This is a genomic window from Paenibacillus sp. P22, from assembly GCF_000469945.2.
Lineage (GTDB): Bacteria > Bacillota > Bacilli > Paenibacillales > Paenibacillaceae > Paenibacillus_O > Paenibacillus_O humicus.
Genome location: NZ_CBRA020000022.1, coordinates 1 through 22,533, shown reverse-complemented (window position 1 = coordinate 22,533; position 22,533 = coordinate 1). Strand labels below are relative to the sequence as shown.

20 protein-coding genes and 2 pseudogenes are annotated in these 22,533 nt (G+C 60.6%); 13 read left to right on the top strand and 9 right to left on the bottom strand.

Features of this window, described 5'->3' with window-relative positions; genetic code table 11:
• The first annotated feature begins 154 nt into the window (after positions 1-154).
• Both BN871_RS05575 and fumC read left to right on the top strand, forming a co-directional pair.
• On the top strand, positions 155-823 hold the full coding sequence (locus tag BN871_RS05575) for a bifunctional 2-keto-4-hydroxyglutarate aldolase/2-keto-3-deoxy-6-phosphogluconate aldolase (RefSeq protein ID WP_048744943.1): 669 nt from the start codon (positions 155-157) through the stop codon (positions 821-823).
• Positions 824-925: 102 nt separating this feature from the next.
• Entirely contained in the window at positions 926-2,311 is a 1,386-nt protein-coding gene (gene fumC, locus BN871_RS05570) for a class II fumarate hydratase (RefSeq protein WP_048744942.1), read from the top strand.
• Positions 2,312-2,501: 190 nt separating this feature from the next.
• Here the strand turns inward: fumC and BN871_RS05565 are convergent.
• Both BN871_RS05565 and BN871_RS30145 read right to left on the bottom strand, forming a co-directional pair.
• A pseudogene (locus tag BN871_RS05565) lies at positions 2,502-3,343 on the bottom strand (ABC transporter substrate-binding protein); the annotation flags it as partial.
• On the bottom strand, positions 3,277-3,501 hold the full coding sequence (locus tag BN871_RS30145) for a hypothetical protein (RefSeq protein WP_157060211.1): 225 nt from the start codon (positions 3,499-3,501) through the stop codon (positions 3,277-3,279). The pseudogene BN871_RS05565 and the gene BN871_RS30145, both read right to left, overlap by 67 nt.
• Positions 3,502-3,793: 292 nt before the next feature.
• On the opposite strand from BN871_RS30145, the gene BN871_RS05560 reads away from it, so the two are divergent.
• Genes BN871_RS05560 through BN871_RS05550 form a run of 3 tightly spaced genes read left to right on the top strand, consistent with a single transcriptional unit; the run spans position 3,794 to position 6,662 of the window.
• Positions 3,794-4,777, top strand: coding sequence for an iron ABC transporter permease (locus BN871_RS05560; RefSeq protein WP_048744941.1), 984 nt, complete (start codon positions 3,794-3,796; stop codon positions 4,775-4,777).
• Positions 4,774-5,817: an iron ABC transporter permease gene (locus BN871_RS05555; protein ID WP_021881101.1), complete on the top strand. Its 1,044-nt coding sequence runs from the start codon at positions 4,774-4,776 to the stop codon at positions 5,815-5,817. The genes BN871_RS05560 and BN871_RS05555 overlap by 4 nt, the downstream gene beginning before the upstream one ends.
• Before the next feature lie 20 nt (positions 5,818-5,837).
• Positions 5,838-6,662, top strand: a complete 825-nt coding sequence (locus BN871_RS05550; protein WP_048744940.1) for an ABC transporter ATP-binding protein — start codon at positions 5,838-5,840, stop codon at positions 6,660-6,662.
• 150 nt (positions 6,663-6,812) lie between these two features.
• Here the strand turns inward: BN871_RS05550 and BN871_RS05545 are convergent, their stop codons facing one another.
• The 4 genes from BN871_RS05545 to BN871_RS28225 form a co-directional block, all read right to left on the bottom strand.
• The gene (locus BN871_RS05545) at positions 6,813-7,133 is read right to left on the bottom strand and encodes a potassium channel family protein (RefSeq protein WP_048744939.1); all 321 of its coding nucleotides are present in this window, start codon (positions 7,131-7,133) and stop codon (positions 6,813-6,815) included.
• 354 nt (positions 7,134-7,487) lie between these two features.
• Positions 7,488-8,066 (bottom strand): ferric reductase-like transmembrane domain-containing protein, encoded by a 579-nt coding sequence (locus tag BN871_RS05540; protein WP_048744938.1) that lies wholly within the window; start codon positions 8,064-8,066, stop codon positions 7,488-7,490.
• The gene (locus BN871_RS05535) at positions 8,063-9,073 is read right to left on the bottom strand and encodes an FAD:protein FMN transferase (RefSeq protein ID WP_048744937.1); all 1,011 of its coding nucleotides are present in this window, start codon (positions 9,071-9,073) and stop codon (positions 8,063-8,065) included. The genes BN871_RS05540 and BN871_RS05535 overlap by 4 nt, the downstream gene beginning before the upstream one ends.
• Positions 9,074-9,075: 2 nt before the next feature.
• The gene (locus BN871_RS28225; protein ID WP_048744936.1) at positions 9,076-9,453 is read right to left on the bottom strand and encodes a hypothetical protein; all 378 of its coding nucleotides are present in this window, start codon (positions 9,451-9,453) and stop codon (positions 9,076-9,078) included.
• 301 nt (positions 9,454-9,754) lie between these two features.
• Here BN871_RS28225 and BN871_RS05525 point away from each other — a divergent pair, with 301 nt between their 5' ends.
• The 3 genes from BN871_RS05525 to BN871_RS05515 all read left to right on the top strand — a co-directional run bounded on the left by BN871_RS05525 (position 9,755) and on the right by BN871_RS05515 (position 13,117).
• Positions 9,755-11,698, top strand: coding sequence for an ABC-F family ATP-binding cassette domain-containing protein (locus tag BN871_RS05525; protein WP_021880249.1), 1,944 nt, complete (start codon positions 9,755-9,757; stop codon positions 11,696-11,698).
• 6 nt (positions 11,699-11,704) lie between these two features.
• A complete protein-coding gene (locus BN871_RS05520; RefSeq protein WP_021880250.1) occupies positions 11,705-12,355 on the top strand; it encodes a fumarylacetoacetate hydrolase family protein in 651 nt (216 codons plus the stop codon).
• Positions 12,356-12,526: 171 nt separating this feature from the next.
• Positions 12,527-13,117, top strand: coding sequence for a ribonuclease H-like YkuK family protein (locus tag BN871_RS05515; protein WP_048744935.1), 591 nt, complete (start codon positions 12,527-12,529; stop codon positions 13,115-13,117).
• A 167-nt stretch (positions 13,118-13,284) separates the two neighbouring features.
• Here BN871_RS05515 and BN871_RS05510 read toward each other — a convergent pair whose 3' ends face one another.
• Both BN871_RS05510 and BN871_RS05505 read right to left on the bottom strand, forming a co-directional pair.
• Positions 13,285-13,746 (bottom strand): Dps family protein, encoded by a 462-nt coding sequence (locus BN871_RS05510; protein ID WP_232312832.1) that lies wholly within the window; start codon positions 13,744-13,746, stop codon positions 13,285-13,287.
• A gap of 172 nt (positions 13,747-13,918) precedes the next feature.
• Complete coding sequence (locus tag BN871_RS05505) at positions 13,919-15,448, bottom strand: MDR family MFS transporter (protein ID WP_048744955.1); 1,530 nt, start codon at positions 15,446-15,448, stop codon at positions 13,919-13,921.
• 557 nt (positions 15,449-16,005) lie between these two features.
• Between BN871_RS05505 and galU the strand changes: the two genes are divergently transcribed.
• From galU to htpG, 5 genes are all read left to right on the top strand, one after another.
• Entirely contained in the window at positions 16,006-16,881 is an 876-nt protein-coding gene (gene galU / locus BN871_RS05495) for a UTP--glucose-1-phosphate uridylyltransferase GalU (RefSeq protein ID WP_083436264.1), read from the top strand.
• Positions 16,882-17,043: 162 nt separating this feature from the next.
• Positions 17,044-18,441: a zinc ribbon domain-containing protein gene (locus BN871_RS05490; RefSeq protein WP_021880257.1), complete on the top strand. Its 1,398-nt coding sequence runs from the start codon at positions 17,044-17,046 to the stop codon at positions 18,439-18,441.
• Positions 18,442-18,473: 32 nt separating this feature from the next.
• Positions 18,474-18,641 (top strand): hypothetical protein, encoded by a 168-nt coding sequence (locus tag BN871_RS28825; protein WP_232312830.1) that lies wholly within the window; start codon positions 18,474-18,476, stop codon positions 18,639-18,641.
• Positions 18,578-19,618, top strand: a complete 1,041-nt coding sequence (locus BN871_RS05485) for a S1C family serine protease (RefSeq protein WP_232312828.1) — start codon at positions 18,578-18,580, stop codon at positions 19,616-19,618. The genes BN871_RS28825 and BN871_RS05485 overlap by 64 nt, the downstream gene beginning before the upstream one ends.
• A 424-nt stretch (positions 19,619-20,042) precedes the next feature.
• Entirely contained in the window at positions 20,043-21,923 is a 1,881-nt protein-coding gene (gene htpG, locus BN871_RS05480; protein WP_021880259.1) for a molecular chaperone HtpG, read from the top strand.
• 201 nt (positions 21,924-22,124) lie between these two features.
• Here htpG and BN871_RS28220 read toward each other — a convergent pair.
• Positions 22,125-22,533 (bottom strand): annotated as a pseudogene (locus BN871_RS28220) (hypothetical protein); the annotation flags it as partial.

The window sequence follows — 22,533 nt, the reverse complement described above, 5'->3', positions numbered from 1 at the left end:
ACAATGGAAGAAAGCGATCGGACAGCCTACCGTTCAGGCGGCTGTCCGATCCGGAGGCGGGGAAGCAGCCGTGCGGCGATCGCCGCACGGCCGGCAGCATGACGAGGCCGGCCGCCGAGGCTCGTAGAGCAGAAGAATCGGGGAGGAAGCTGACATGCTTAGCAAACTGAGAGTGACTCAAGCAATCGCGGAAGCGGGCGTCGTAGCCGTGCTGCGCGCGGATTCGGCGGAGGAGGTCGCCCGCATGGCGAGGCATGCCATCCGCGGGGGAATCAAGGCGATCGAGATTACGATGACCGTGCCGATGGCGCTGCAGGCGATCCAGCAGCTGGCCGCAGAGTATTCCAGCAAGGCGGATCCCGCATCGGACTCCTACGCGATCATCGGCGTCGGAACCGTGCTGGATCCCGAGACGGCCCGCGCGGCCATTCTGAGCGGCGCGGAGTTCGTCGTTGCGCCGGCTGTCAATCCCGACACGATCCGCTTGTGCAACCGTTATGCGGTGCCGGTCATGCCGGGAACGATGACGATCCGGGACATCCAGACCGCGATGGAGCTCGGAGCGGACATCGTCAAGCTGTTTCCGGGAAGCGCGTTCGGCCCGGATATGATTACGGCCGTCAAGGGCCCGCTTCCGCAAGCGAACATCATGCCGACGGGCGGCGTCTCGCTGGCCAATCTGGCGCAGTGGGTGAAGGCCGGCGCGGTCGCGGTCGGCATCGGCGGAGATCTGACCAAGGAAGCGGTGAAGCACGGGGATTACACGCTGATCGAGCGGCAGGCCCAGGCTTACGTCCAAGCCTACCGGGACGCCAGGGCCTGAGCGCGCGGCGGGCATGCCCCGCTGGCGGCAGGCGCCCGGATTGGGTAAAATGGGAGAGTGAAGGTAAGCGGTTTATCGACTTAAGAGAGGCGGAATGGAATCATGGAATACCGGATTGAGAAGGATACGATGGGCGAAATCAAGGTTCCCGCGGACAAGCTGTGGGGCGCTCAGACTCAGCGCAGCCGCGAGAACTTCAAGATCGGCTGGGAGAAGATGCCGCTTGAGGTCGTCAAAGCGATGACATATGTGAAAAAAGCGGCGGCTCAGGCCAACCGCAAGCTGGGCGTGCTGGAGCCGGAAAAGGCCGACGCGATCTGCCGCGCGGCCGATGAGATTCTCGAGGGCAAGCATGACGGGGAGTTCCCGCTCGTCGTATGGCAGACGGGCAGCGGCACGCAGACCAATATGAACTGCAACGAGGTTATCGCCCGCCGCGCGAACCAGCTGCTGGAGGCGGAAGGCTCCTCCGTGCGCATCCACCCGAACGACGACGTGAACCGTTCGCAGAGCTCCAACGATACGTTCCCGGCGGCGATGCACATCGCGGCGGTCATCGCGGTATCGACCCGCCTGCTGCCGGCGCTCGAGGTGCTCAAGGCGACCTTGCACGAGAAGAGCGTCAAGTTCGACGACATCGTCAAAATCGGCCGCACGCATCTGCAGGATGCGACGCCGATTACGCTCGGCCAGGAAATCAGCGGCTGGGAAGCGATGCTGGAGAAATCGTCCTGGATGCTGACGAGCAGCGTCGACGCCATCCGCGAGCTCGCGCTCGGCGGCACGGCGGTCGGCACCGGCATCAACGCGCATCCGGAATTCGCGGTGCAGGTAGCGGCCGAGGTGGCCGAGATTACCGGCCACAACTTCGTGACGGCATCGAACAAGTTCCATTCCCTGACGTCCCACGACCAGATCGTCTGGGTGCATGGCGCGATCAAGGGCCTCGCGGCCGACCTGATGAAGATCGCCAACGACGTGCGCTGGCTCGCCAGCGGCCCGCGCAGCGGCATCGGCGAGATCACGATCCCGGAGAACGAGCCGGGCAGCTCCATCATGCCGGGCAAGGTCAATCCGACGCAGTGCGAAGCCATTACGATGGTCGCCTGCCAGGTCATGGGCAACGATGCGGCGATCGGCTTCGCGGCCAGCCAAGGCAACTTCGAGCTGAACGTGTTCAAGCCGGTCATCGCCTACAATTTCCTGCAGTCCGTCGTGCTGCTCTCCGACTCCATGCTCTCGTTCAACGAGCATTGCGCCGTCGGCATCGAGCCGAACCTCGACACGCTGAAGCACAACCTGGATCAGTCCTTGATGCTCGTGACGGCGCTCAATCCGCATATCGGCTACGAGAACGCGGCCAAGATCGCCAAGCAGGCGCATAAGGAAGGCACGACGCTCAAGGAGAGCGCGATCAAGAGCGGCCTGCTCACTTCCGAGCAGTTCGACGAGTGGGTCCGTCCGGAGAAGATGACGGGCAAGCGCTAGGAAGAGAAAGAGCCAAGAAAGGGCAAAGCCCCGTCATGTGAACATGACGGGGCTTTTTTTGTTAGTGGGAAAGAATCAAGGGACTGTTCTTAAAGATGGAGTCGAAAACCGTTTTCAAATAAAAAACAGCTCGCCCCGTAAACCATTTGCAGGGCGAGCTTCTTCTTTTCTGCTTGAAGGTCGAGCGAGGCTACACTTCGTAGATCTGATACAGCTCGTCGAGCATCAGGTTGGCGGCCAGGATGCCGCCGGCGGTATTCCAGATGGCGTCGTCTACGCGCTTGGCCCGTCCTTCCTGGACGACCTTAAGGCTCTTCCAGAGAGGATCGCCCGTCCATTCCTGTTCGGTAGCATTGCCTTTGCCGTCGCCGGTGTCATAGGTGAAGTAGAAGAGACGGTCGGCTTCGACTTCCGGCAGGCGCTCCTTGGTGATTTCGTCGACGAACGTTTCCTTGCTGTTCTTCGTCATCGCGTTGCGGGCAATGCCGATCTGATCGAAGATGATGCCGGAGAACGTGTCGGTGTGGTAGACGCGCGTCTTGCCGCCCATGAAGCGCACCATCGGATACCGTTTCATTCAGCTTGCTGCCGGCTTTGGCCTTGAAGTCCTCGATGCGCGCGTCGAAGTCGGCGATCAGCTTCTCGCCTTCGGCTTTTTTGTTCAGGGCATCGGCATAGAGAGTGAAGTTTTCCTTCCAATAGCCGCGAAGGTCTTGGGCTTCGACGGTCGGCGCAATGGCGCTCAGCTGCTCATAGATCTTCTCGTGGCGCATCTTGTTGGCGATGATGAGATCGGGCTGCAGGCCGGCGATCAGCTCGATGTTCGGCTGGCTTTCCTCGCCGAGCACGGTGACGCCTTTCCATTTTGTCCTTGATGTGCTTGTACCAAGGATCGCCTGTCCAGGACTTGACCGCGCCGACTGGCTTCACGCCGAGAGCGAGCACCGCTTCGGTGCCTTCATTGGTCAGCACGACGACCTTCTGCGGCGTGCCCTTGATAATCGTTTCTCCGAGCGCATGCTTGACGACACGCTCCGCATCGCCGCCGGAGGATCCCTCTCCGGTGCCCGCGGCGGGCTGATTGGCCGCAGCTCGCTCGCCGAGTTGTTCGCGTTATTGTTGCTGCCGCAAGCGGCCAGCAGGCCGACCAGCAGGATGGAGACCATGAAGGTCAGAAAGCGTTTGTTCATCTCTCTTAATCCCCTTTATGTCTAATATGATAACCATTATCAGTACAGGTAGAAATTCTAGAGAAGAAGAGATAGCCTGTCAATGAATATTTGAGAATGATTATCAGAATCGTTGACAGGGCCGTATTCTTCTTCTACACTTTTTCCATAGCCACTGCTGCTTTTCGAATCCGAGACGCGTTAATCCGGCTGGACGGCTTTGAAGACCCTGGAAGCGGAAGCGGAGGGCAACGCAGGTGTCGGGCAGAAGCAGCAGATGAAGAGAGTTCTATGAACAAGAAAGCAGGCCGACATGAGACTTACGGGAATAGTTCTATTTATGACGCTTCTGGCCTTCGCGGTTCTATGCAGCATCGCATTCGGGACGGCCGATATTCCGCTCCGCCATGTCATCGGCTCCTTCACCGGATACAGCGGAACGCAGGAGCAGCTCATCATCCGAACGGCCCGGGTTCCCCGGGCGCTGATCGCGGCCTCCGTAGGCGCCTGCCTCGCCGTGGCCGGAGCGCTCATGCAGGTCATCGCGCGCAATCCGATCGCTTCTCCAAGCACCTTCGGGGTGAATGCGGGGGCGGCTTTTTTTGCTGTCATCGGCGCGGGGCTGCTCGGCTTCGAGAGCATGCAGGCTCAGACCTGGATGGCTCTGGCCGGAGCGGGAATCAGCGGGCTGATCGTTTTTGTCATGGGCAGCATGGGCAAGGACGGCATGACCCCGGTGAAAATCACGCTGGCCGGAGCTTCCATCGCCGCTTTTTTCGCTTCCGTGACGCAAGGGTATATGCTGACCAGCGGGAAAATGTTCGACCAAGTGCTCGTCTGGCTGGTCGGCTCCGTCGCGGGCCGGGAGATGAATGCCCTAACCGCCGTGCTTCCCTATATGGGCATCGGGATGCTTCTGGCGCTCGTCCTGTCCCGCCATCTCAATGTGCTCGCCATGGGCGACGACATCGCGCAAGGACTCGGGCAGAGCACGGCCCGGATGAAAGGGGCTGCGGCCCTGTCCATCATCCTGCTGGCTGGAGCTTCCGTGGCTGCGGCCGGACCGGTCGCCTTCGTCGGCATCATCGTGCCGCATGTCGCGCGCCGCATCGCAGGCAGCGACTACCGCTGGATGATTCCCTACTGCGCCGTGCTGGGCGCGCTGCTGCTCGTGACGGCCGATCTGGGCTCCCGGTACATCGCGATGCCTAAGGAAGTGCCCGTGGGTGTCATGACGGCGGTCATCGGCGTTCCCTTCTTCGTGTACATCGCGCGGTCGGGGAGGGTGACACGATGAGCAGATACCGTTCCCTGCGCATGGACAGGCCGCGGCTGTCGTTCCTGCTCGAGCGCCGCACGACCTGGGTGCTCGTCATTCTCGCCTTGCTGTGCGCGGCCATGATGATTGTCAGCACCGGCATCGGCAGCCTTTATGTGTCGCCTCTAGAAGTGATCCGCTCCATCGCGGGCAAAGGGACTGCGGCTCATGAGGTCATCGTGAACAAGCTGCGGCTGCCGCGAATCGTCATCGCTGTGCTTGTCGGGGCTTCGCTGGCAGTTGCTGGAGCCATTCTGCAAGGTCTTGTCCGCAATCCGCTCGCATCCCCGGATGTGACCGGAATCACCGAGGGAGCGTCGCTGGGCGCGGTGCTGTTCCTGTTCCTGCTGGGCGGCTCCGTCCCTATCTCCTGGATGCCGGTGTCGGCCATCGGGGGCGCATTCGCGGTTACGGCGCTGCTGTATCTGCTGTCCTGGCGGGGCGGCGTCTCGCCGCTGCGCCTTGTGCTGATCGGCACGGGGCTGTCGGCGGCTTTCAAATCGCTATCCTACATGCTGATCATCTCCGGTCCGCTCATTCTGACGGTCAAATCCCTGACGTTCATGACGGGCAGCATTTACGGAGTCTCCTGGGAAAAGGATGTCTACACGCTGCTCCCATGGGTGGCGGCGCTGCTGCCGCTGGCCTGGTTCCAGGCCCGGCATGTGAACATCCAGGCGCTCGGCGACGAAGTGGCCGGAAGCGCAGGGGCGCATGTGCAGCGCAGCCGCTTGATACTGCTGCTGCTGAGCGTGGCGCTCGCGGGAGCCGCCATCGCCATTGGAGGGGCGATCAGCTTCATCGGCTTGATGGCCCCTCATATGGCGCGCAAGCTTGTCGGTTCGTCCTTCGGCGGACTGCTGCCGGCAAGCGCCTTGATCGGCGCCATCATCCTGCTCACGGCCGATCTTGCCGCGCGTACGGCTTTCTCGCCTCTCGATATTCCGGCCGGCGTATTCACGGCGGCGATCGGCGCTCCGTTTTTCCTTTACATGCTGTATCGGCACCGCAATTCATGACAGGCAGGAGGCAATCGAAGATGGGGATGCTGGAAGCGAAGGGGCTGGCGCTCTCTTATGGAGGGGCGCATGTCTTTGAAAACCTGGATCTGACCCTACCGGAGGGCAAGGTGACGGTGTTCATCGGCAGCAACGGCTGCGGGAAATCGACGCTGCTGCGCTCGATGGCCCGTCTGCTGAAGCCGCAGCAGGGTTCGGTCGTCATCGACGGCAGCGACATCTCCCGGATGTCGACCAAGGAGGTCGCTCGCAAGCTGGCTATCCTGCCGCAAGGACCGCAGGCGCCGGAGGGGCTGAGCGTGCTCCAGCTTGTCAAGCAGGGCCGCTATCCCTACCAGAGCTGGCTGCAGCAGTGGTCGGGGGAGGATGAAGCGGCGGTGGCCAAGGCGCTCGAGGCGACCGGAATGTCGGAGCTCAGCGAGCGCAGCGTCGATTCGCTGTCGGGCGGGCAGCGCCAGCGGGCGTGGATCGCCATGACGCTGGCGCAGCAGACCGGAATCATTCTGCTCGACGAGCCTACGACGTATCTCGATCTGACTCATCAGATCGAGGTGCTGGACCTGCTGGACGAGCTCAACGCCTCGGAGAAGCGGACGGTCGTCATGGTGCTGCATGATATCAACCTGGCATGCCGTTATGCCGACCATATCGTCGCCATCAAGGAAGGCTCCATCTATGCGCAGGGAGCGCCGGAGCAGGTCGTCAGCTCCGCGATGATCGAAGAAGTGTTCGGGCTCCGATGCGACATCATGGCGGATCCGCTGCATGGAACGCCGATGTGCATCCCGCACAGCCGGAGCGCCAGGAGGCTCTCCGCCGCGGAGCCGGAACCCCTGTTCTTCTGACCGGGGAGCAAGGATGGATTGGCGGCTTTTCTGAAAGCTCGGGCGATGAAACAGGCATTCAAAAAGGAACAGTCCCATAAGTCATGCAAATGACCGGGGACTGTCCCTTTTTTTCATAGGGTCAAACGAAGCACGTTTCTTGCGCGGCGCTCAGCGCCTGCCGATGCGGATATGGGAGGCGAGCGTGCGGATGAAGCCGAAGATGATGCCGATGCCGACGAATACATAAATCATGGTGAAGATTTTGCCGAAGTCGCTTTGCGGCTCCAGGCTGCTGCCTACGGTCGTCAGCGTCGTGACGCAGAAATACAGGGCGTCGACGGTGCTCCAGCCTTCGGCGGAACGGTAGAACATCGTTCCGGAGAACAAGGTGACGGCCGCAATGAAGAAGAGCGCCTGAAACTCCTTGTCCTTGAAGGCGTGGAAGAAGGCGGATACGAATCGCTTGCTGGTGAGGATGAAGGAAAGCATGATGTCAACCCCCGCTGTCTGTCCGTTGATCGGTCTTTCATGTCTATGTCTTATCTTAGCATGGACAGGCGGGGAGATGAAAATTCGATGGAAGGGAAGAGATTGCGGGAGATCGGCAATCCCTGATCGCTTGGAACAGGAATGAGGAACATGAATGAGGAACATGAATGGGAAAAGCTCGGCAAGGAATAGACAGGGAGGATGGATGGGCAACAACTGCGGATAGCTGCAGCTGAGTTGGATGGATCATATCGAAATCGCGAAGGGATGTGCAGCCGGACTGTTGCCGAAGTCCGGCTGCCGGAGCATCCTCAGCTTGCATCGGAGCCGCGGGAAGCTTGCTGCCGGCGGCTTTCATCCGGCCTGCGCGGACCGGGAAGGATTTCCGCCCGGGCTGCGGGCTTGCGGGGGGATGAGGCGTCCGCAGAACAGGAGCAGCGTCGCTCCTCCGGTCACGGCGTACATCCCTTGGACGACGCCAAGAGAGCTGTCCGTTCCGGCCAGCAGTCCATGCAGCAGCGCTGCTGCGAACATAGGGTACGCGAGCATGTGGATCGCGAGCCATAGAGGCCTCTTGAGCCGAGGGCGCAGATCCGTCGTGAGGATGAGGAGCAGCATGCCGTACAGGGCGAGGCTTCCGATGCCGTACAGGACAGGATGGTCATGCGCGGAGAATGGAAGGAGCAGCTCTCCCCAGGTGAACGGCGTATACGTGTCAATGACGAGCACGGCGGCATGAAGCAGGGCGATCGCCGTGCCGGCGACCGTCAGCCGGCTGTGCCAGCGGTAGACCGAGATCTTCGATGCTCCCTTCAAAAAGGGATAGCCGTACAGGATGCCCAGCGTCATGCCTCCGAACAGGGCCAGGTAAGCCGCGATGCCGGCGATTCTCGTCAGCTGCCATGTCGGCCATTCCACCATCCATTGAATCATATCGTCGCCTCCTGAATTGTCAGCGTGCCGGGCTCCCAGACGAAGCGTCCGGGATTTCGGGAAGGGATCAGAATCAGCTTGCGCTTATCCGTAATGACGGCGGCTTCGCAGCCGGGAGCGCCGAGCTTCATCCGGGCCGCGCCTTCCTCCAATCCGCAGATGCAGAAGGTTTTGGCCCACGCCTCGCATTCGGCCGCCTCCGCCCCGGCGACTGTCGCCTGGACGATGCCGCTCGCTGCGCTGCGTCCGGCAAGGGGATCGATGAGATGATGAAGGCCGGATCCGTCCTCTCCCCAGCGCCGCTTCAAGGTGGAGGAGGTTGCTGCGGCTCCACGCTTCAGCGACAGGCGCGCCGCATCCCTGCCGGTGTCCCAGGGATCCTCGATGGCGATGACCGTGGAAGGAGCTTCCTCGTCCTCCTGCCATACGCTGAGGTCGCCTCCGGCATTGACGATGCCGGCAGGGAAGCCGTGCCTCCGGCGGAGCCAGCCGGCGAGCCGGTCGGCGGCCCAGCCCTTGACGATGCCGCCGAGATCGAGCTCGCTGCCGGGGGCGAGACGCACCGCGCCCATGCGCCCGTCAAGCTCGAATGGCTCGGCGGCGGCATGACCGCCCGGATCCGGGCGGAGGAGTCCAGCCTGCCCGGAGGCTTCGGCAGGCCGGAAGGTGGCCGCATGCTCGAAGGAGCGGAGATAGCCCTCCCGCTGCAGCTGGCGGAGCAGGCCGGGGTGGAAGGCGCCGCCGGTCTGTCGGCAGCATTGCAGCGCCAGCGCGAGCACCTCCTCCATCATCGGCGATACGAGCTGCCAGGAGCGGCCGGTCCGGTTCAGGCCGCTGAGCTCGCTGCCGGGCAAAAAGCGGCTGAACCTCGCCTCGACATCGCGGAACCAGCGGCTGACCAGCGAATGATAGGCCGGCGTATCGGGAGTCCGATCGTCGGGCCAGCGGAGAATGGCCGTTATGTCCGTGTTCATTGCCCTCAACGCGATTCGGGATTCGGCCGGCATGATCAGGAGCCTCCCGAGCGGGAGCTCATGCCCCCGCCGCTGTCGGATTGGCTCCAGCCGCCGCTTGGAGATCCGCCGCCTGCCGCTCCGTCGGACGGGGAGGCGCCGCCTCTCCGGCCATGCCTGCCCGTACGGCTGCCGGTGTCCCCGTCGAGAGCTCCGCCGTTGTCCATGCTGCCGGATCGCCAATCGTCCATGAGCCTGTCCCGATCGGCGGCAGAGGCATCCGATTCCGATGCCGGGCCGGATCCATTTCCTCCGGACTGGATCTTTTCCTGAAAGGCGGTGCTGTTTTGCACGGTGCTGAACAAAACAAACAGGGCCGCCGCTCCGCCGGCGCCGATTTGCCACTTTCTCCATTTGCCGATTCGCTGTTTCATCGAATCCACCTCGTTTCAAGGATTGCTCCCTATCCTACGCTTTCAAAATGAACAGAAAATGAAGATAGAGCTGACTTGGAAATGACTTTTTAAAGAAGCGCGGTTCGGCAAAAGGCGGGGGGCTGCGCCGATAAGCCTCCCGTACAGGAGCCACCCTTCGGACAAGACGGGTGAAGGGGGATGCCCGGACCGAACCGGCTTATGCTTCGGGTTCTGAGCTTCCGGAACCGGACGGCGGCTGCGCAGCCGCCAAGTTGTGGTATGATGGAAGGACGAGAAAACAAGAAAGCCGGGGCCTGATATGCATCTGTTATCGGTAGAGCATCTTTCCAAAACCTACGGAGAGAAAAAACTGTTTGAAGACGTAAGCTTCGGAATATCCGACGGCGATAAGATCGGCATCATCGGGGTGAACGGAACCGGGAAGTCGACGTTTCTGAAGGCGATTGCGGGAATCGAGCCTGCCGACAGCGGCAGCGTCGTGATTCCGCCGCGCGTCAGCGTGCGGATGCTGCTCCAGAACTTGGAGTTCGATCCGGAGGAAACCGTGCTGGAGCATGTGCTCAGCGGGGATTCGCCTCAGCTGAAGGCTGTGCGGGACTATGCGGCGGCGCTGGAGGCTCTTGAGCGGAGCAGCTCGGATGTCGCGCTGCAGGAGCGGCTGCTCCGGGCCAACGCGGCCATGGACGAGCAGGATGCTTGGCAGCTGGAAAGCGATGCCCGAACCGCTCTCTCCAAGCTCGGCATTACGAGCTACGAGGCGAAGCTCGGCACGCTGTCCGGCGGCCAGCGCAAGCGGGTGGCGATGGCCGCAGCGCTGCTGTCGCCATCCGACGTGCTCATTCTGGATGAGCCGACCAACCATATCGACAACGAGTCCGTCGCGTGGCTGGAAAGCATGCTGCAGAAGCGGCGCGGCGCGCTGCTCATGGTGACGCATGACCGCTACTTCCTGGATCGGGTCAGCAACCGCGTCATCGAGCTGGACCAGGGCCGTGCCTTCTTCTATACGGCCAACTACAGCCGCTTCCTGGAGCTGAAGCTGGAGCGCGAGGAGCGCGAGGCGGCGAGCGAGTCCAAGCGCCAGAATCTGCTGCGCAACGAGCTCGCCTGGATCCGCCGCGGCGCCAAGGCGCGCTCGACGAAGCAGAAGGCGCGGATCGAGCGCTTCGAGGCTCTCAAGGAGGCTGGACCGGGCAAGGCTTCCGGCAAGCTGGACTTGTCCGTCGCCTCCTCCAGGCTGGGACGCAAGATCATCGAACTGGAAGACGTGAGCAAAGGGTATGGAGACCGGTCGCTGATCAACGGCTTCAGCTACATCGCCGTGCCGGAAGACAGGGTCGGCATCATCGGGCGCAACGGCAGCGGCAAGTCGACGCTGCTGAAGCTGATCGCCGGCCGGATGGAGCCGGACAGCGGACAGGTCGTGCTCGGCCCGACCGTCAAGCTCGGTTATTTCTCGCAGGAGCATGAGGAAATGGACGAGTCGATGCGCGTCATCGAATACATCCGCGAGCAGGCGGAGCAGGTCCGCACGGGCGACGGCATGACGATCAGCGCCGGGCAGCTGCTGGAGCGGTTCCTGTTCCCTCCGGCGATGCAGTGGTCGCCGATCTCCAAGCTGTCGGGCGGGGAGAAGCGCCGCCTGCAGCTGCTGCGCATCCTGAGCGGCGCTCCGAACGTGCTGCTGCTCGACGAGCCGACCAACGATCTCGATATCGCGACGCTCGGCGTGCTGGAGGATTACCTCGACGACTTCCCGGGCGTCGTGCTGGTCGTCTCCCATGACCGGTACTTCCTGGACCGGACGGTGGACCGGATCTTCGCGTTCGAGAACGGCGCCATCACGGAGCATACGGGCAACTATTCGGACTACGAGGAGCAGCTGCAGAAGAAGGGAAGTCTCCAGGACTCGTCCTCCAGGGCGGCTGCGTCATCCCCGTCTGCCGCCTCCCGGCCGGGAGAGCCGGCCGAAGCTCCGCGCAAGGAATCCAAGCTGCGCATGTCGTATCAGGAGCAGAAGGATTTTGAGGTCATCGACGGCCGCATCGCGGAGGCGGAAGCCGAGCTGGAGCGGGTCCAGGAGGAGATGGGCGCTTCGGGAAGCGACTCGGTGCGCCTGCAGGAGCTCATGGCCCGCCAGGAGAGCCTGGAGGCCAGGCTGGAGGAATTGATGGAGCGCTGGACCTATCTGAACGAGCTTGCGGAACAAATCGAAGCCCAGAAAGCAAAGAACAGGAGCTGACCCTGCATGAGTGCCTATGAAGACTACAGCCTTGAATCCGTACGCAATATTTATTGCATCGGCCGCAACTACCGGCTGCATGCCCTTGAGCTCGGCAACGAAGTGCCGAAATCCCCGATGGTGTTCACCAAGCCGACCCATTCGCTGATTCCGATGGACGGAAGCGCCGTCGAGCTGCCGGGCGGGGAAGGAGAGGTGCATTTCGAGCTGGAAATCGTGCTTCGCGCGGGACGCGGCTGGGAACCGGGAATCGAGGCGGACGAGCTGTTCGACGCGATGACGCTCGGCCTCGACCTGACGCTGCGCGACGTGCAGAGCAGGCTCAAGGAGAAGGGCCATCCATGGCTCGCCGCCAAGGGCTTCCGGAATTCCGCTCCGATCGGGCCTTGGCGTCCTTATCCGGGTCTAGCCGGGCTGGAGGCCGCCGACTTCGCTCTGCTGCGCGGCTCCGAGGTCGCCCAGCTGGGCAACGCCCGGGATATGATCTTCAAGCCGGATGTGCTCGCGGAGCATATCGGCCGCCGTTACGGCCTGGGCCGGGGAGACATCGTCTTCACCGGGACGCCGGCCGGCGTCGCCGCCCTTCGGGACGGCGAGGAGCTGAGCGTTCTCTGGAACGGGGAGAAGATCGCCTCCTCCCTTGTCTCCCTCGTTTGACGTCATGCATGGAACAAGCCGCATCCTGTCCTCGTTTCGGCGAGGCTTGGATGCGGCTGTTTTTCTACCCGATGCAGCCGCCATGGGAGCGCCGTCTGCTTGGCCGGTTCATAGGCAAGGCCATCCAAGCATAAGCTGACGGTAAGACAGCGAGGGCGGGTGAGAGCTAGCGTGACGAAGTCCAAGAGACAGCCGGAATCCCATGATTACCGCAACAGGCTTCGATTTCACAACGTCAAGGAGCAGCATCTGACCTTGGGCGAGGTCGCCGAGCGGATGATGACTTTCATAAGCGAGGATCCGCGGGCGGCGTATCATTTTGCCATCGGGACGGATTCCCAGGTTCATCCAAGCCATACCAAGTTCATTACGGGCCTCGTTCTGAGACGGGTGGGCAAAGGGGCTTGGGCATGCTACCGGCCTTTCGTGCTGAACAGGGAGCTGGCGTCGATCCGCGAGAAGCTGGCCTTCGAGACTTCCCTTTCCCAGGAAATGGCCGCATATTTGGAGGAGCATCGAATCGTGCCGGCGATGGAAGAGCTGATTCTGCCGTACGTCTACCAGGGAGGCGAGCTTCGGACGTTCATCGATATCGATGCCGGCACGGAGCCCTGCCTGAATCCGACCCATCTGTATGTCCAGGAGATGATCGCCCGCGTGGAGACGATCGGCAGCTATGTGCCCCGCGTCAAGCCGGAGGCTTACTGCGCCTCAAGCTATGCGAACCGCTACACCAAACGGCCGGCAAGGATTGTGATGTAACCTTCAATGAAAAAGAGATATAGGCAAAAAAGCTCAAAAAGGTTCGGAAGCCGCCCTAGGGATGGCTGCGCAAACCTTTTTTTGCGATCTCAACTTTTTTTTCTGAACTCACCCGTCTAGCTTGTTTTGGCAGCGAGGTCCTTCGAGAGGAAGGCAATAAGCCGAGGTTACTCGGCTGCGAAGGCATCCAGCATCCAGACATGTTTCTCCAGCGACGTGTGGATGGCCAGCAGCATATCGGCTGTCGTTTCGTCCTGACGGCTCTGAGCGGCGGCCATTCCTTCCTTGAGCTCGCCGATCATGCTTCTAAAGTCGGCGGCGACCGACCGGACCATGGCGATGGCGGACTCGCTGCCCGCCGCTTCCTCGACGGTGGCCGTCTCGAGATATTCCTTCATGCTCGCAAGCGGCTTGCCTCCGACCGCCAGCAGCCGTTCGGCGAGCTCGTCGACATGTAAGGCGGCCTCTTCGTAGAGAGCCTGGAACTTTTCGTGCAGGGTGAAAAATTGGGGGCCTTTCACATACCAGTGGAATTGGTGGAGCTTCACGTACAAAATGCTCCAATTGGCCAGGTGGAGATTCAACACTTGAGACACCGATGGAATGGCAGCAGCGGATGGGGTTGTCAAAGAAATCAGCTCCTTATTTATAATTATTATTAACTAGTATTAAATATAATAAAGTTGAATCCGTCTGTCAACGAAGGCGGCGAAAACCAAAAAAGGCCCCTTGTCAGGGACCTTTTTTTCGTCGTTCTTGTTTTTTTTCTTTGCTGTGCTTTGACCTGCATGTGCCCGCCGCTTATTCCGTGCGGAGCTCTTGCTTGGGTTCAGGCTTGCGGCTCATCGTCATGCGCGTGCCCGGCATGAGCAGGACCATGATGACGGCTGCGACAGCCGGGATAAGAGCCCACAGGAAGGTGTGGGAGATGGAAGTCGCGAGCGCGGCTTCGATTTTGCTCAGCACTTCGGCAGGGATCGCCTTGCGGCCTTCAGGCGTAAGGAACTGCTGGTTGCCGCCGCCTCCCCCGCCGATCGGCGCCTTGCCTCCGAACGCGGTTTCCAGCCGCGAGGTGAAGATGTTGCGCTGAATGATGCCGAAGATCGTAATGCCGAGCGTCATGCCGAGGGAGCGCATGAACGTCGTCGTGGCGGTCGCCGCTCCGCGCTGGCGCATGTCGAAGCCGTCGATGGCGGCCATGTTCAGCACGGAGAAGGAGTAGCCGACGCCGAAGCCGAGCAGGATCATCTCCAGCGTCACGACGAAGCGGGCCGTATCCGGGCTGATGAAGCCGAGAGAAACGACACCCGCCAGGAAGAAGACGGCCGATATCATCATGATGGAGCGGAAGCTCAGCTTGGTCGTCAGGAAGCCGCCTACCTGGCTGCCGACGACGGAGCCGATCATCATCGGCATGAGCAGCAGGCCGGAGTTGGTCGCCGAGCCGCCGTACACGCCCTGGATGAAGATCGGAATATAGATCGTGGCGATGATGAAAGTCGAGCCGTAGAACAAGGAGGTCAGCACGCTGCTCGCGAACAGCCGCTTGCGGAACATTTTGAACGAGATGATCGGCTCGGCGACTTTCGTTTCCGTATACAGGAACACCGCCAGCAGCACGACGAACCCGCCGAACAGGCCGAGAATCATGCCGGAATCCCAAGCGTACTTCTGGCCGCCCAGCTCCAGGGCGAACATGAGGCAGACGATGGCTCCGACGAGAGTGAACGCGCCGACCCAGTCGATGCGCTGCTTGGAATGGGAGAGGGATTCCTTGTAATAGGTCCCGATGAAGAACAGGGCGAGAATGCCGAGCGGGATATTGATGTAGAACACCCACTCCCAGCCGATATGGTCGGTAATGACCGCGCCGAGCAGCGGCCCGAAGATGCTGGAGATGCCGAATACGGCTCCGAACAGGCCGGACATCTTGCCGCGCTTCTCCGGAGGGAAAATATCGAATACGATCGTGAACGCGATCGGCATGAGAGCTCCGCCGCCAATGCCCTGGATGGCCCGGTACACGCTCAGCTGGGTAATGCTGCCGGCCGTGCCGCACAACGCGGAGCCCATCAGGAACACGATGATGCCGAAAATGAAAAACCGCTTGCGGCCGTACATGTCCGACAGCTTGCCGAAAATCGGCGTGCCTGCCATGAGGGCGATCATATAAGCGGATGTCACCCATACGAGCTGGTCGTACCCGCCGAGATCATCGACGATCCGCCCCATGGCGGTAGCGACGATCGTGTTGTCCATGGCTGACATCAGAATGGCCAGCATAAGGCCGGCTACGACGAATCGGGTCTGGCGAGCGCCTTTCTCCGACATGGAATTCACTCCTTCTTTCTCCTGCAAATTAAGATCCATTCTTATTATATTCAAATTTGAGTATAAGACAACGAATTTGTTTTAGGGCTGAATCATTCCAAAGAAAGCCGAACAGGATGGATTCTTTCGAGCTGCGGTCGAAGGTGCAAAAGAAGCAATGGACAGATCAAGTCCTTCCGGATGACGGACATCGGGTTCGAAGGGAAGCTCGCTGTGGCTGGAATGGTTATTCCCGCCGTCGTATGGATACAGTATACAAATGCCTGTCCTTCAAGGAAGCGGGCTTGCTTCCCATGCCGCCGGAACGTCTCCGCCATGCCGATTATCCGCCTTTGTCTGCCGATGCTTAAATTTTCGGTTGTGATCATGCGGAACGCCCCGATGCATATACCTGAATGGTGCCCCTTGGCGGCCCTCTCATACGTCCGCTGGCGCCTTTCGACAAGAATTGGTAAACTGGAAGCAACGGAATTGGAACTGAACGACTCATTTACATATCGCATTTTGTCGGCCGGATCCGGCCATGTTTCTATCATGACGAAGGAGTTGGACCCCACTTGACTCATATCCGCAAAGCAATCATCCCTGCAGGAGGCCTCGGTACCCGTTTCCTGCCCGCAACAAAAGCCCAGCCCAAGGAAATGATGCCGCTCATCGACAAGCCGGCCATTCAATATATCGTGGAAGAAGCCGCCGCATCCGGCATCGAGAGCATCATGATCGTCAGCGGCCGCAGCAAGCGCGCGATCGAAGACCACTTCGACAAATCGGTCGAGCTGGAGAACGAGCTGGAAGCAAGAGGCGACGAGGAGACGCTGAAGGTCGTCCGCAGCATTTCCAAGCTGGCCGACATCGTCTACGTCCGCCAGCGGGAGCCGCTTGGCCTGGGCCATGCGGTGCTCTGCGCCCGCAGCTTCATCGGCAACGAGCCTTTTGCGGTGCTGCTGGGCGACGACATTCTGCGCTCGCCGCAGCCATGCCTGGGCGAGATGATGAACTTCTACCGGGAAACCGGATCTTCGGTCGTCTCGGTCATGGAGGTTCCTTGGGATCAGACCCACAAATACGGCATCGCGGATCTGGAAGGCGAAGGCATGTTCCCCCGCATCCGGAACCTGGTGGAGAAGCCGGCTCCCGGCGAAGCGCCGTCCAATTGGGCTGTCGTCGGGCGCTACGTGCTCGACCCTGCCGTATTCCGCCTGCTCGAAAGAGCGGAGCCGGGCAAGAACGGCGAGATCCAGCTGACGGACAGCTTGCAGAAGCTGAATTCCGTGCTGCCGATGCATGCCTTTAAATTCCAGGGACGCCGGCATGACGTCGGTGATAAGCTGGGATTTGTACAGGCGACGATCGACATGGCGCTGGAACGCGAGGATCTGTCTCAGGCGGTACGGGATTATATGAGAAGCAAGCTGGAGACGGAGTTGCTTTAGGTTTGCGCTAGCAGGGGCAGTCATCCGAATCATGAACCGTCCGGGGCACAGGAATTTGTCTGGGCGGTTTTTTGGTTTTTGATTGCTTTTCCGTGACTTCATCCGTTAGTAATAGATAGAGAATCCGATAGGAACAGGTTAACATGGTGGAGGCTTGGGAAGATGAGCAGGGAAACCAGTGAAGGAGAGCGCGGCCGGGTAGTGCGGACGGCATGTCCTTATTGCGGTTTTGCGACGATGGACGACGAAGCTTCGTTCTGCAGCCGCTGCGGCAAGCCGCTCCATACGGCGGCCATTTTGGCGCGCCGCCTCGAACGGGCGGAATGGCTGGAAAAAATCAAGGATGTCGGCGCCGGGTCAAGCGCGCAGCCGCTTCAGGACCGCGAAGCCCAGGAAATATGGAACCGCATGTCGCGCGATGGCGAGTCCGGCCGCAAGGCGGATGGAGGAGGCGGGCAGGCGGAGCAGTCTCGGACTGAACGTCCTGCCATCGCTGCGGAGGGCGCACCGGCGACAGGCTACTTCCGGCTATGGATGCTGCCGGCTGCTGCTTTGCTGATCAGCTGTCTGTCCGTGCTTGCCGTCTTCGTCCATGACGGGAAGGTCAACGCCAAGGTGCGTTCCTGGCATGTACAGGCGGAAAAGGAAGCCAAGGCGGGGCAGTACCGGAATGCCGAGCAGCTGCTCGAGCTCGCGGCGGCTTCCCGGCCCGGCAATCCCGGCATTGCCAAGGATATCGACATCGTCCGTCAGGCGGCCAAGCTCGACGATGACATCAAGGCGGCGGGGCTGCTGCTCGACCAGGGCAGCCTGGAGAAGGCGGAAAGCGGGCTGCGCCAAGCGCAGGCGACGCTGAGCAGCCGCCACGAGGAGCTGTTCGATCCGATCCGCGACAAGCTGGCGGGAGCGGGGGCAAGGCTGGCCGTGCAGCAAGTGTCGAGCGAGCTGGACGGTCTGGGCACGATCCGGGAAATGGCGGAGAGGCTCCAGAGGCTGCGCGGACTCCAGGCTCCCGGGGCGCCTGAGCTGCGTCAGCGCATTTTGGACAGCATGGTCCAAATGGGCATCAACCAGGCGCAGCAGCTGCTGAGGAAGAAGGACTTCTCTGCCGCCCGCGCCGCTGTGGACGAGACGGTCAGCCATGCGGGGAACACGTCGAAGCTTCAAGATATGTCTGCCCGGATCGACAAAGAGAAGGAAGAATACGAGGAGCAGGAGCGCAAGCGGCTGAATGCGGCCATGCAGATGGCCAATCTGGAGCAGCGGCAAAATCAGACGGATGCATTCGACATCGTCGAGCTGAACGCTTCCATAGGCGAGGAAGGCAGCGCCGTCATTACCGGCCGGCTGAAGAGCAAGGCGACCCGGGGCATCCGCGCCATCCGGCTCTTCTATGTCCTCAAGGATGCGGAAGGGGTGCAGGTCGGCTCCGGCACGATATCCGTTTCGAGCGGAGGGGTCATCGAGCCGGGAGGAAGCGCCGCCTTCACCGAAAAGAACGCTTCGGTCAAGAGCGAGGCGTCCGTAGCGATTACTAGCGCGACTTGGTATATCGATTAAGCGTCGCGAGAAATAAGAAAGGAGGGACCGCCATGAGGCTGACGAAGCCACTTGCGGCCGCTGCGGCGGCAGCCGTTCTGCTTGCGGGAGCGGGGACGGCCTTGGCGCTGCACGGTACATTCCCCGCCAGATGGGCATGGAGCCGCTGCTCGCGGTTTCGCCGCCGGAGGGTACGGCTGCAGGCAACGCAGCCGCGCTGAAGGACATTATTTTCCGCATCCAGAAAAAAGTCGTCACCATCCAGAGCGAAAGCGGCCTCGGATCCGGCTTTCTGTACAACGCCAAGGGAGATATAATCACCAACGCCCACGTCGTAGCGGGATCGAGAACGGTGAGAGTGACGACTTCCGATGCCCGCGAGCTGACGGGGGAGGTGATCGGCATCGGCACGGATACCGATATTGCCGTCGTGCGCGTGCCCGATCTGGAGGGAACGGAGCCGCTGCGCCTGGAGCGCAGCGGGCGGGTGGAGGTCGGGGATGCCATCATGGCCGTCGGCAGCCCGCTCGGATTGCAGAATACCGTAACTCCGGGCATCATCAGCGGGCTGGGACGCACGTTCTCGATGAAGCCGTACACGTACCGGAACATGTACCAGATTTCGGCCGCGATCGCTCCCGGCAACAGCGGCGGGCCGCTCATCGACCAGCGGACGGGAATGGTGCTCGGCATCAACTCGGCGGAAATGCAGGACGGAGAAATCGGGTTCAGCATTCCGATCTCCGATATTCTGTCCGCGGCCGAGGGATGGTCGCAGACACCGATGAAGGAGCTGCCCGGCGTTCCGGGGAGCGCGACCAACGCCCTGACCGGCAAGAAATCCATTACGGACTACGCCGGTTATCTTGTGTCCCGCTTCTACGAGAGCCTCAGCAACGGCGATTACGTCTATGCGTATTCGCTGCTGGGAATCAACTGGAAGAAGCAGGATCCCTACGAGGATTTCCGCCGTGGCTACCTGCCGACCAAAAATGTCGTCATCAAAAGCCTCAAGGTCGACAAGGACGGGGAGCGATCCGCCGTGGTCAAGGCCGTCATTACGGCCGAAGAGCATGGCCAGGACGGCAAGACGTCCGTCCGCAGCTTCGAGGTTTCCTACGAGGTCGGATACGAGAACGATCAGCTCAAGCTGATCAGCGGCAAGGGCAAGGAGCTGGGGACCGCAGACGGGGAATAGGCTCGCGGAGCTTCTCGGCTATGGCCCAAGCGGCTGGAACTCTTAGCGGGGCAGTCCATAACGGGCTCTCTGCTTAGCTGGCAGACCGTTTGAGCGGACAAGGCTGGGAAAACGTGCAGGATCAGAGTATAGGCGCGGAGAGGTCGAACGGTGGCAAACCGCTTGGAGCAGGGTGTATGGCGCAGAGCGGTCGAACGGGCGGGGACTGGACAATCCAAGGCAGTTGCAGAGCTGGACGCGGTGTCCTGCGCTGCGGCTGCCTTTTTTCAAGGCTTGCCGTTCACGAGGAAGCGCCGCCCTCATCGCTTCCCCCTTAGAAGCAGAGGCAATCCTTGACAAGCCAATTTGCGGAGTGGTATATAAAGTTTTAGCACTCTTCATTTCCGAGTGCTAATCTACCCGATCCAAGAGGAGAGATTTCAAAGTGGAAAAAAAGCAGTTCCAAGCTGAATCCAAACGTCTTTTGGAAATGATGATCAACTCCATCTATACCCAAAAGGAAATTTTTCTTCGCGAGCTGATTTCCAACAGCAGTGACGCCATCGATAAAATCTACTATAAAGCGCTGACGGACGAGAAGCTGACGTTCAATCCGGACAGCTACTTCATCCAGGTCATTCCCGACCAGGCTGCGCGCACCCTGACGATTAGGGACACCGGCATCGGCATGAACCGCGAGGAGCTGGAGAGCCATCTCGGCATTATCGCGAAAAGCGGCTCCCTTGCCTTCAAGCAGGAAAATGAAGCCAAGGACGGCCGCGACATCATCGGCCAGTTCGGCGTCGGCTTCTACTCCGCCTTCATGGTCGCCGACCGCGTGACGGTCGTCACGAAGCCGCTGGATGGACAAGAGGCGTGGAAATGGGTCTCTGAAGGTGCGGACGGGTACACGATCGAGAAAGCTCACAAGGATTCGGTCGGCACCGAGATCATTTTGGAGATCAAGCCGAATACCGAGGATGACAACTACGACGAGTATTTGAACGATTACCGGCTCAAGGCGCTGATCAAGAAATACTCCGATTTCATCCGCTATCCGATCCGGATGGAGGTTTCCTCCAGCCGTCTCAAGGAAGGCAGCGAGGATGAGTTCGAGACGTGCACCGAAGAGCAGCAGGTCAACAGCATGGTGCCGATCTGGCGCAAGAACAAAAGCGAGCTGACGGCCGAGGACTACGAGGCGTTCTACCACGAGAAGCATTACGGCTTCGACAAGCCGCTCAAGCATGTGCATGTGAGCGCCGACGGCGCGGTCGTCTATCAGGCGATCCTGTACATTCCGGAGACGATCCCGTTCGATTATTACACCAAGGAGTTCGAGAAGGGGCTGGAGCTGTATTCCAGCGGCGTGCTGATCATGAACAAATGCGCCGACCTGCTTCCCGACTACTTCAGCTTCGTCAAGGGCATGGTGGACTCCGAGAGCCTCTCGCTCAACATCTCCCGCGAGATGCTGCAGCATGACCGCCAGCTGAAGCTGATCGCCAAAAACATTGAATCCAAAATCAAGAGCGCTCTGCAGAGCATGCTGAAGGACGAGCGCGAGAAGTATGAGCAGTTCTTCAAGTCGTTCGGCCGCCAGCTGAAATTCGGCGTCTACAGCGACTATGGCATGCACAAGGACGCGCTGCAGGATCTGCTGCTGTTCACGTCCTCCAAGGACAAGGCGCTGGTCACCTTGGCTGAATACGTTGCCCGCATGCCCGAGGATCAGAAGTATATCTACTACGCTTCCGGAGAATCGGCCGAGCGCATCGAGAAGCTCCCGCAGACCGAGCTCGTGCTCGACAAGGGCTTCGAGATTCTGTACTTCACCGACGATATCGACGAGTTCGCCGTGAAGATGCTTGCCCGCTACAAGGAGAAGGAATTCCGCTCCGTCTCCAGCGGCGATCTGGGCATCGAGGAGGACGAGAAGACAGCCGAGGACGAAAAGGCCGATGAGGAGAACAAGGCGCTCTTCGAGGAGATGAAGGCGCTGCTCGGCGACAAGGTCAGCGGCGTGCGGGCTTCCAGGCGCCTGCGCAAGCATCCGGTCTGCTTCGCCACGGATGGCGAAGTGACGATCGAGATGGAGAAGATTCTGAAGGCGATGCCGAACAGCGGCGACGTCAAAGCCCAGAAGGTGCTGGAGCTGAATGTCGGCCACGATGTCTTCCGCGCGCTGAAGGAAGCTTATGAGAGCGACAAGAGCAAGCTGGGCTTGTTCACTTCGCTGCTCTACAATCAGGCGCTGCTGATCGAGGGCTTGCCGATCGAGGATCCGGTGGAGTTCACGAACCAGATTTGCCAAGTCATGGCGTAAATCCATAAGAGGGCAGCCCCCAAAGTCAATGACTGGGGGGCTGCCCTCTTTTTGTGATTTGCGATGCGGCTCAACGACCTCGGCGGGCAGCAGGAAGGATCAGTGAAGCGTGCTCGCGTTTATCCCTCTATGGCATGCTAGCCGCTCCCTGCAAAAAGCCGCTTGCATGAATCAACTGCGTGCTTTGGAAAAGCCGGCCGTTCAGGTTCCGATGTGGATAAGATCGATGCCGATGACATCTCTCCGGTGGACGGGGAATGTAAGCAGAGTATGCGGTATCTGCCGTCCGTTCAGACGAAGGGTGTACTGGACGTTGTCGCCGATGCGGATATCGTCCGAAATGTCGTTGCGCACGCCGCCGACGGATTGTACGCCGCCTCCGGGGGAAATTCGGACGACACCGGTGTATTCGAGAGCCTGGGCAATGCTCATGCCGTCATAATAAGGAATTTGGTAATCCTCCGTCACATAGGGAAAGGATTCGCCGCCTTCAATGCGGACGGTTACCGGCGCAGGCGTGTTGACCGTTCCTGCAGGACCGGTGCCAGGGGCGCCGGCTCCTGTAAAAGGAACGGGGAAGCCCGGCCCGCCGGGGAAGCCGCCGCCGGGA

Excerpts from the sequence above, each read along its gene's own strand:
- BN871_RS05575 (WP_048744943.1), top strand. The coding sequence starts at position 155 with ATGCTTAGCAAACTGAGAGTGACTCAAGCAATCGCGGAAGCGGGCGTC.
- fumC (WP_048744942.1), top strand. The coding sequence starts at position 926 with ATGGAATACCGGATTGAGAAGGATACGATGGGCGAAATCAAGGTTCCC.
- BN871_RS30145 (WP_157060211.1), bottom strand. The coding sequence starts at position 3,501 with ATGAACAAACGCTTTCTGACCTTCATGGTCTCCATCCTGCTGGTCGGC.
- BN871_RS05560 (WP_048744941.1), top strand. The coding sequence starts at position 3,794 with ATGAGACTTACGGGAATAGTTCTATTTATGACGCTTCTGGCCTTCGCG.
- BN871_RS05555 (WP_021881101.1), top strand. The coding sequence starts at position 4,774 with ATGAGCAGATACCGTTCCCTGCGCATGGACAGGCCGCGGCTGTCGTTC.
- BN871_RS05550 (WP_048744940.1), top strand. The coding sequence starts at position 5,838 with ATGGGGATGCTGGAAGCGAAGGGGCTGGCGCTCTCTTATGGAGGGGCG.
- BN871_RS05545 (WP_048744939.1), bottom strand. The coding sequence starts at position 7,133 with ATGCTTTCCTTCATCCTCACCAGCAAGCGATTCGTATCCGCCTTCTTC.
- BN871_RS05540 (WP_048744938.1), bottom strand. The coding sequence starts at position 8,066 with ATGATTCAATGGATGGTGGAATGGCCGACATGGCAGCTGACGAGAATC.
- BN871_RS05535 (WP_048744937.1), bottom strand. The coding sequence starts at position 9,073 with ATGCCGGCCGAATCCCGAATCGCGTTGAGGGCAATGAACACGGACATA.
- BN871_RS28225 (WP_048744936.1), bottom strand. The coding sequence starts at position 9,453 with ATGAAACAGCGAATCGGCAAATGGAGAAAGTGGCAAATCGGCGCCGGC.
- BN871_RS05525 (WP_021880249.1), top strand. The coding sequence starts at position 9,755 with ATGCATCTGTTATCGGTAGAGCATCTTTCCAAAACCTACGGAGAGAAA.
- BN871_RS05520 (WP_021880250.1), top strand. The coding sequence starts at position 11,705 with ATGAGTGCCTATGAAGACTACAGCCTTGAATCCGTACGCAATATTTAT.
- BN871_RS05505 (WP_048744955.1), bottom strand. The coding sequence starts at position 15,448 with ATGTCGGAGAAAGGCGCTCGCCAGACCCGATTCGTCGTAGCCGGCCTT.
- BN871_RS05490 (WP_021880257.1), top strand. The coding sequence starts at position 17,044 with ATGAGCAGGGAAACCAGTGAAGGAGAGCGCGGCCGGGTAGTGCGGACG.
- BN871_RS28825 (WP_232312830.1), top strand. The coding sequence starts at position 18,474 with ATGAGGCTGACGAAGCCACTTGCGGCCGCTGCGGCGGCAGCCGTTCTG.
- BN871_RS05485 (WP_232312828.1), top strand. The coding sequence starts at position 18,578 with ATGGAGCCGCTGCTCGCGGTTTCGCCGCCGGAGGGTACGGCTGCAGGC.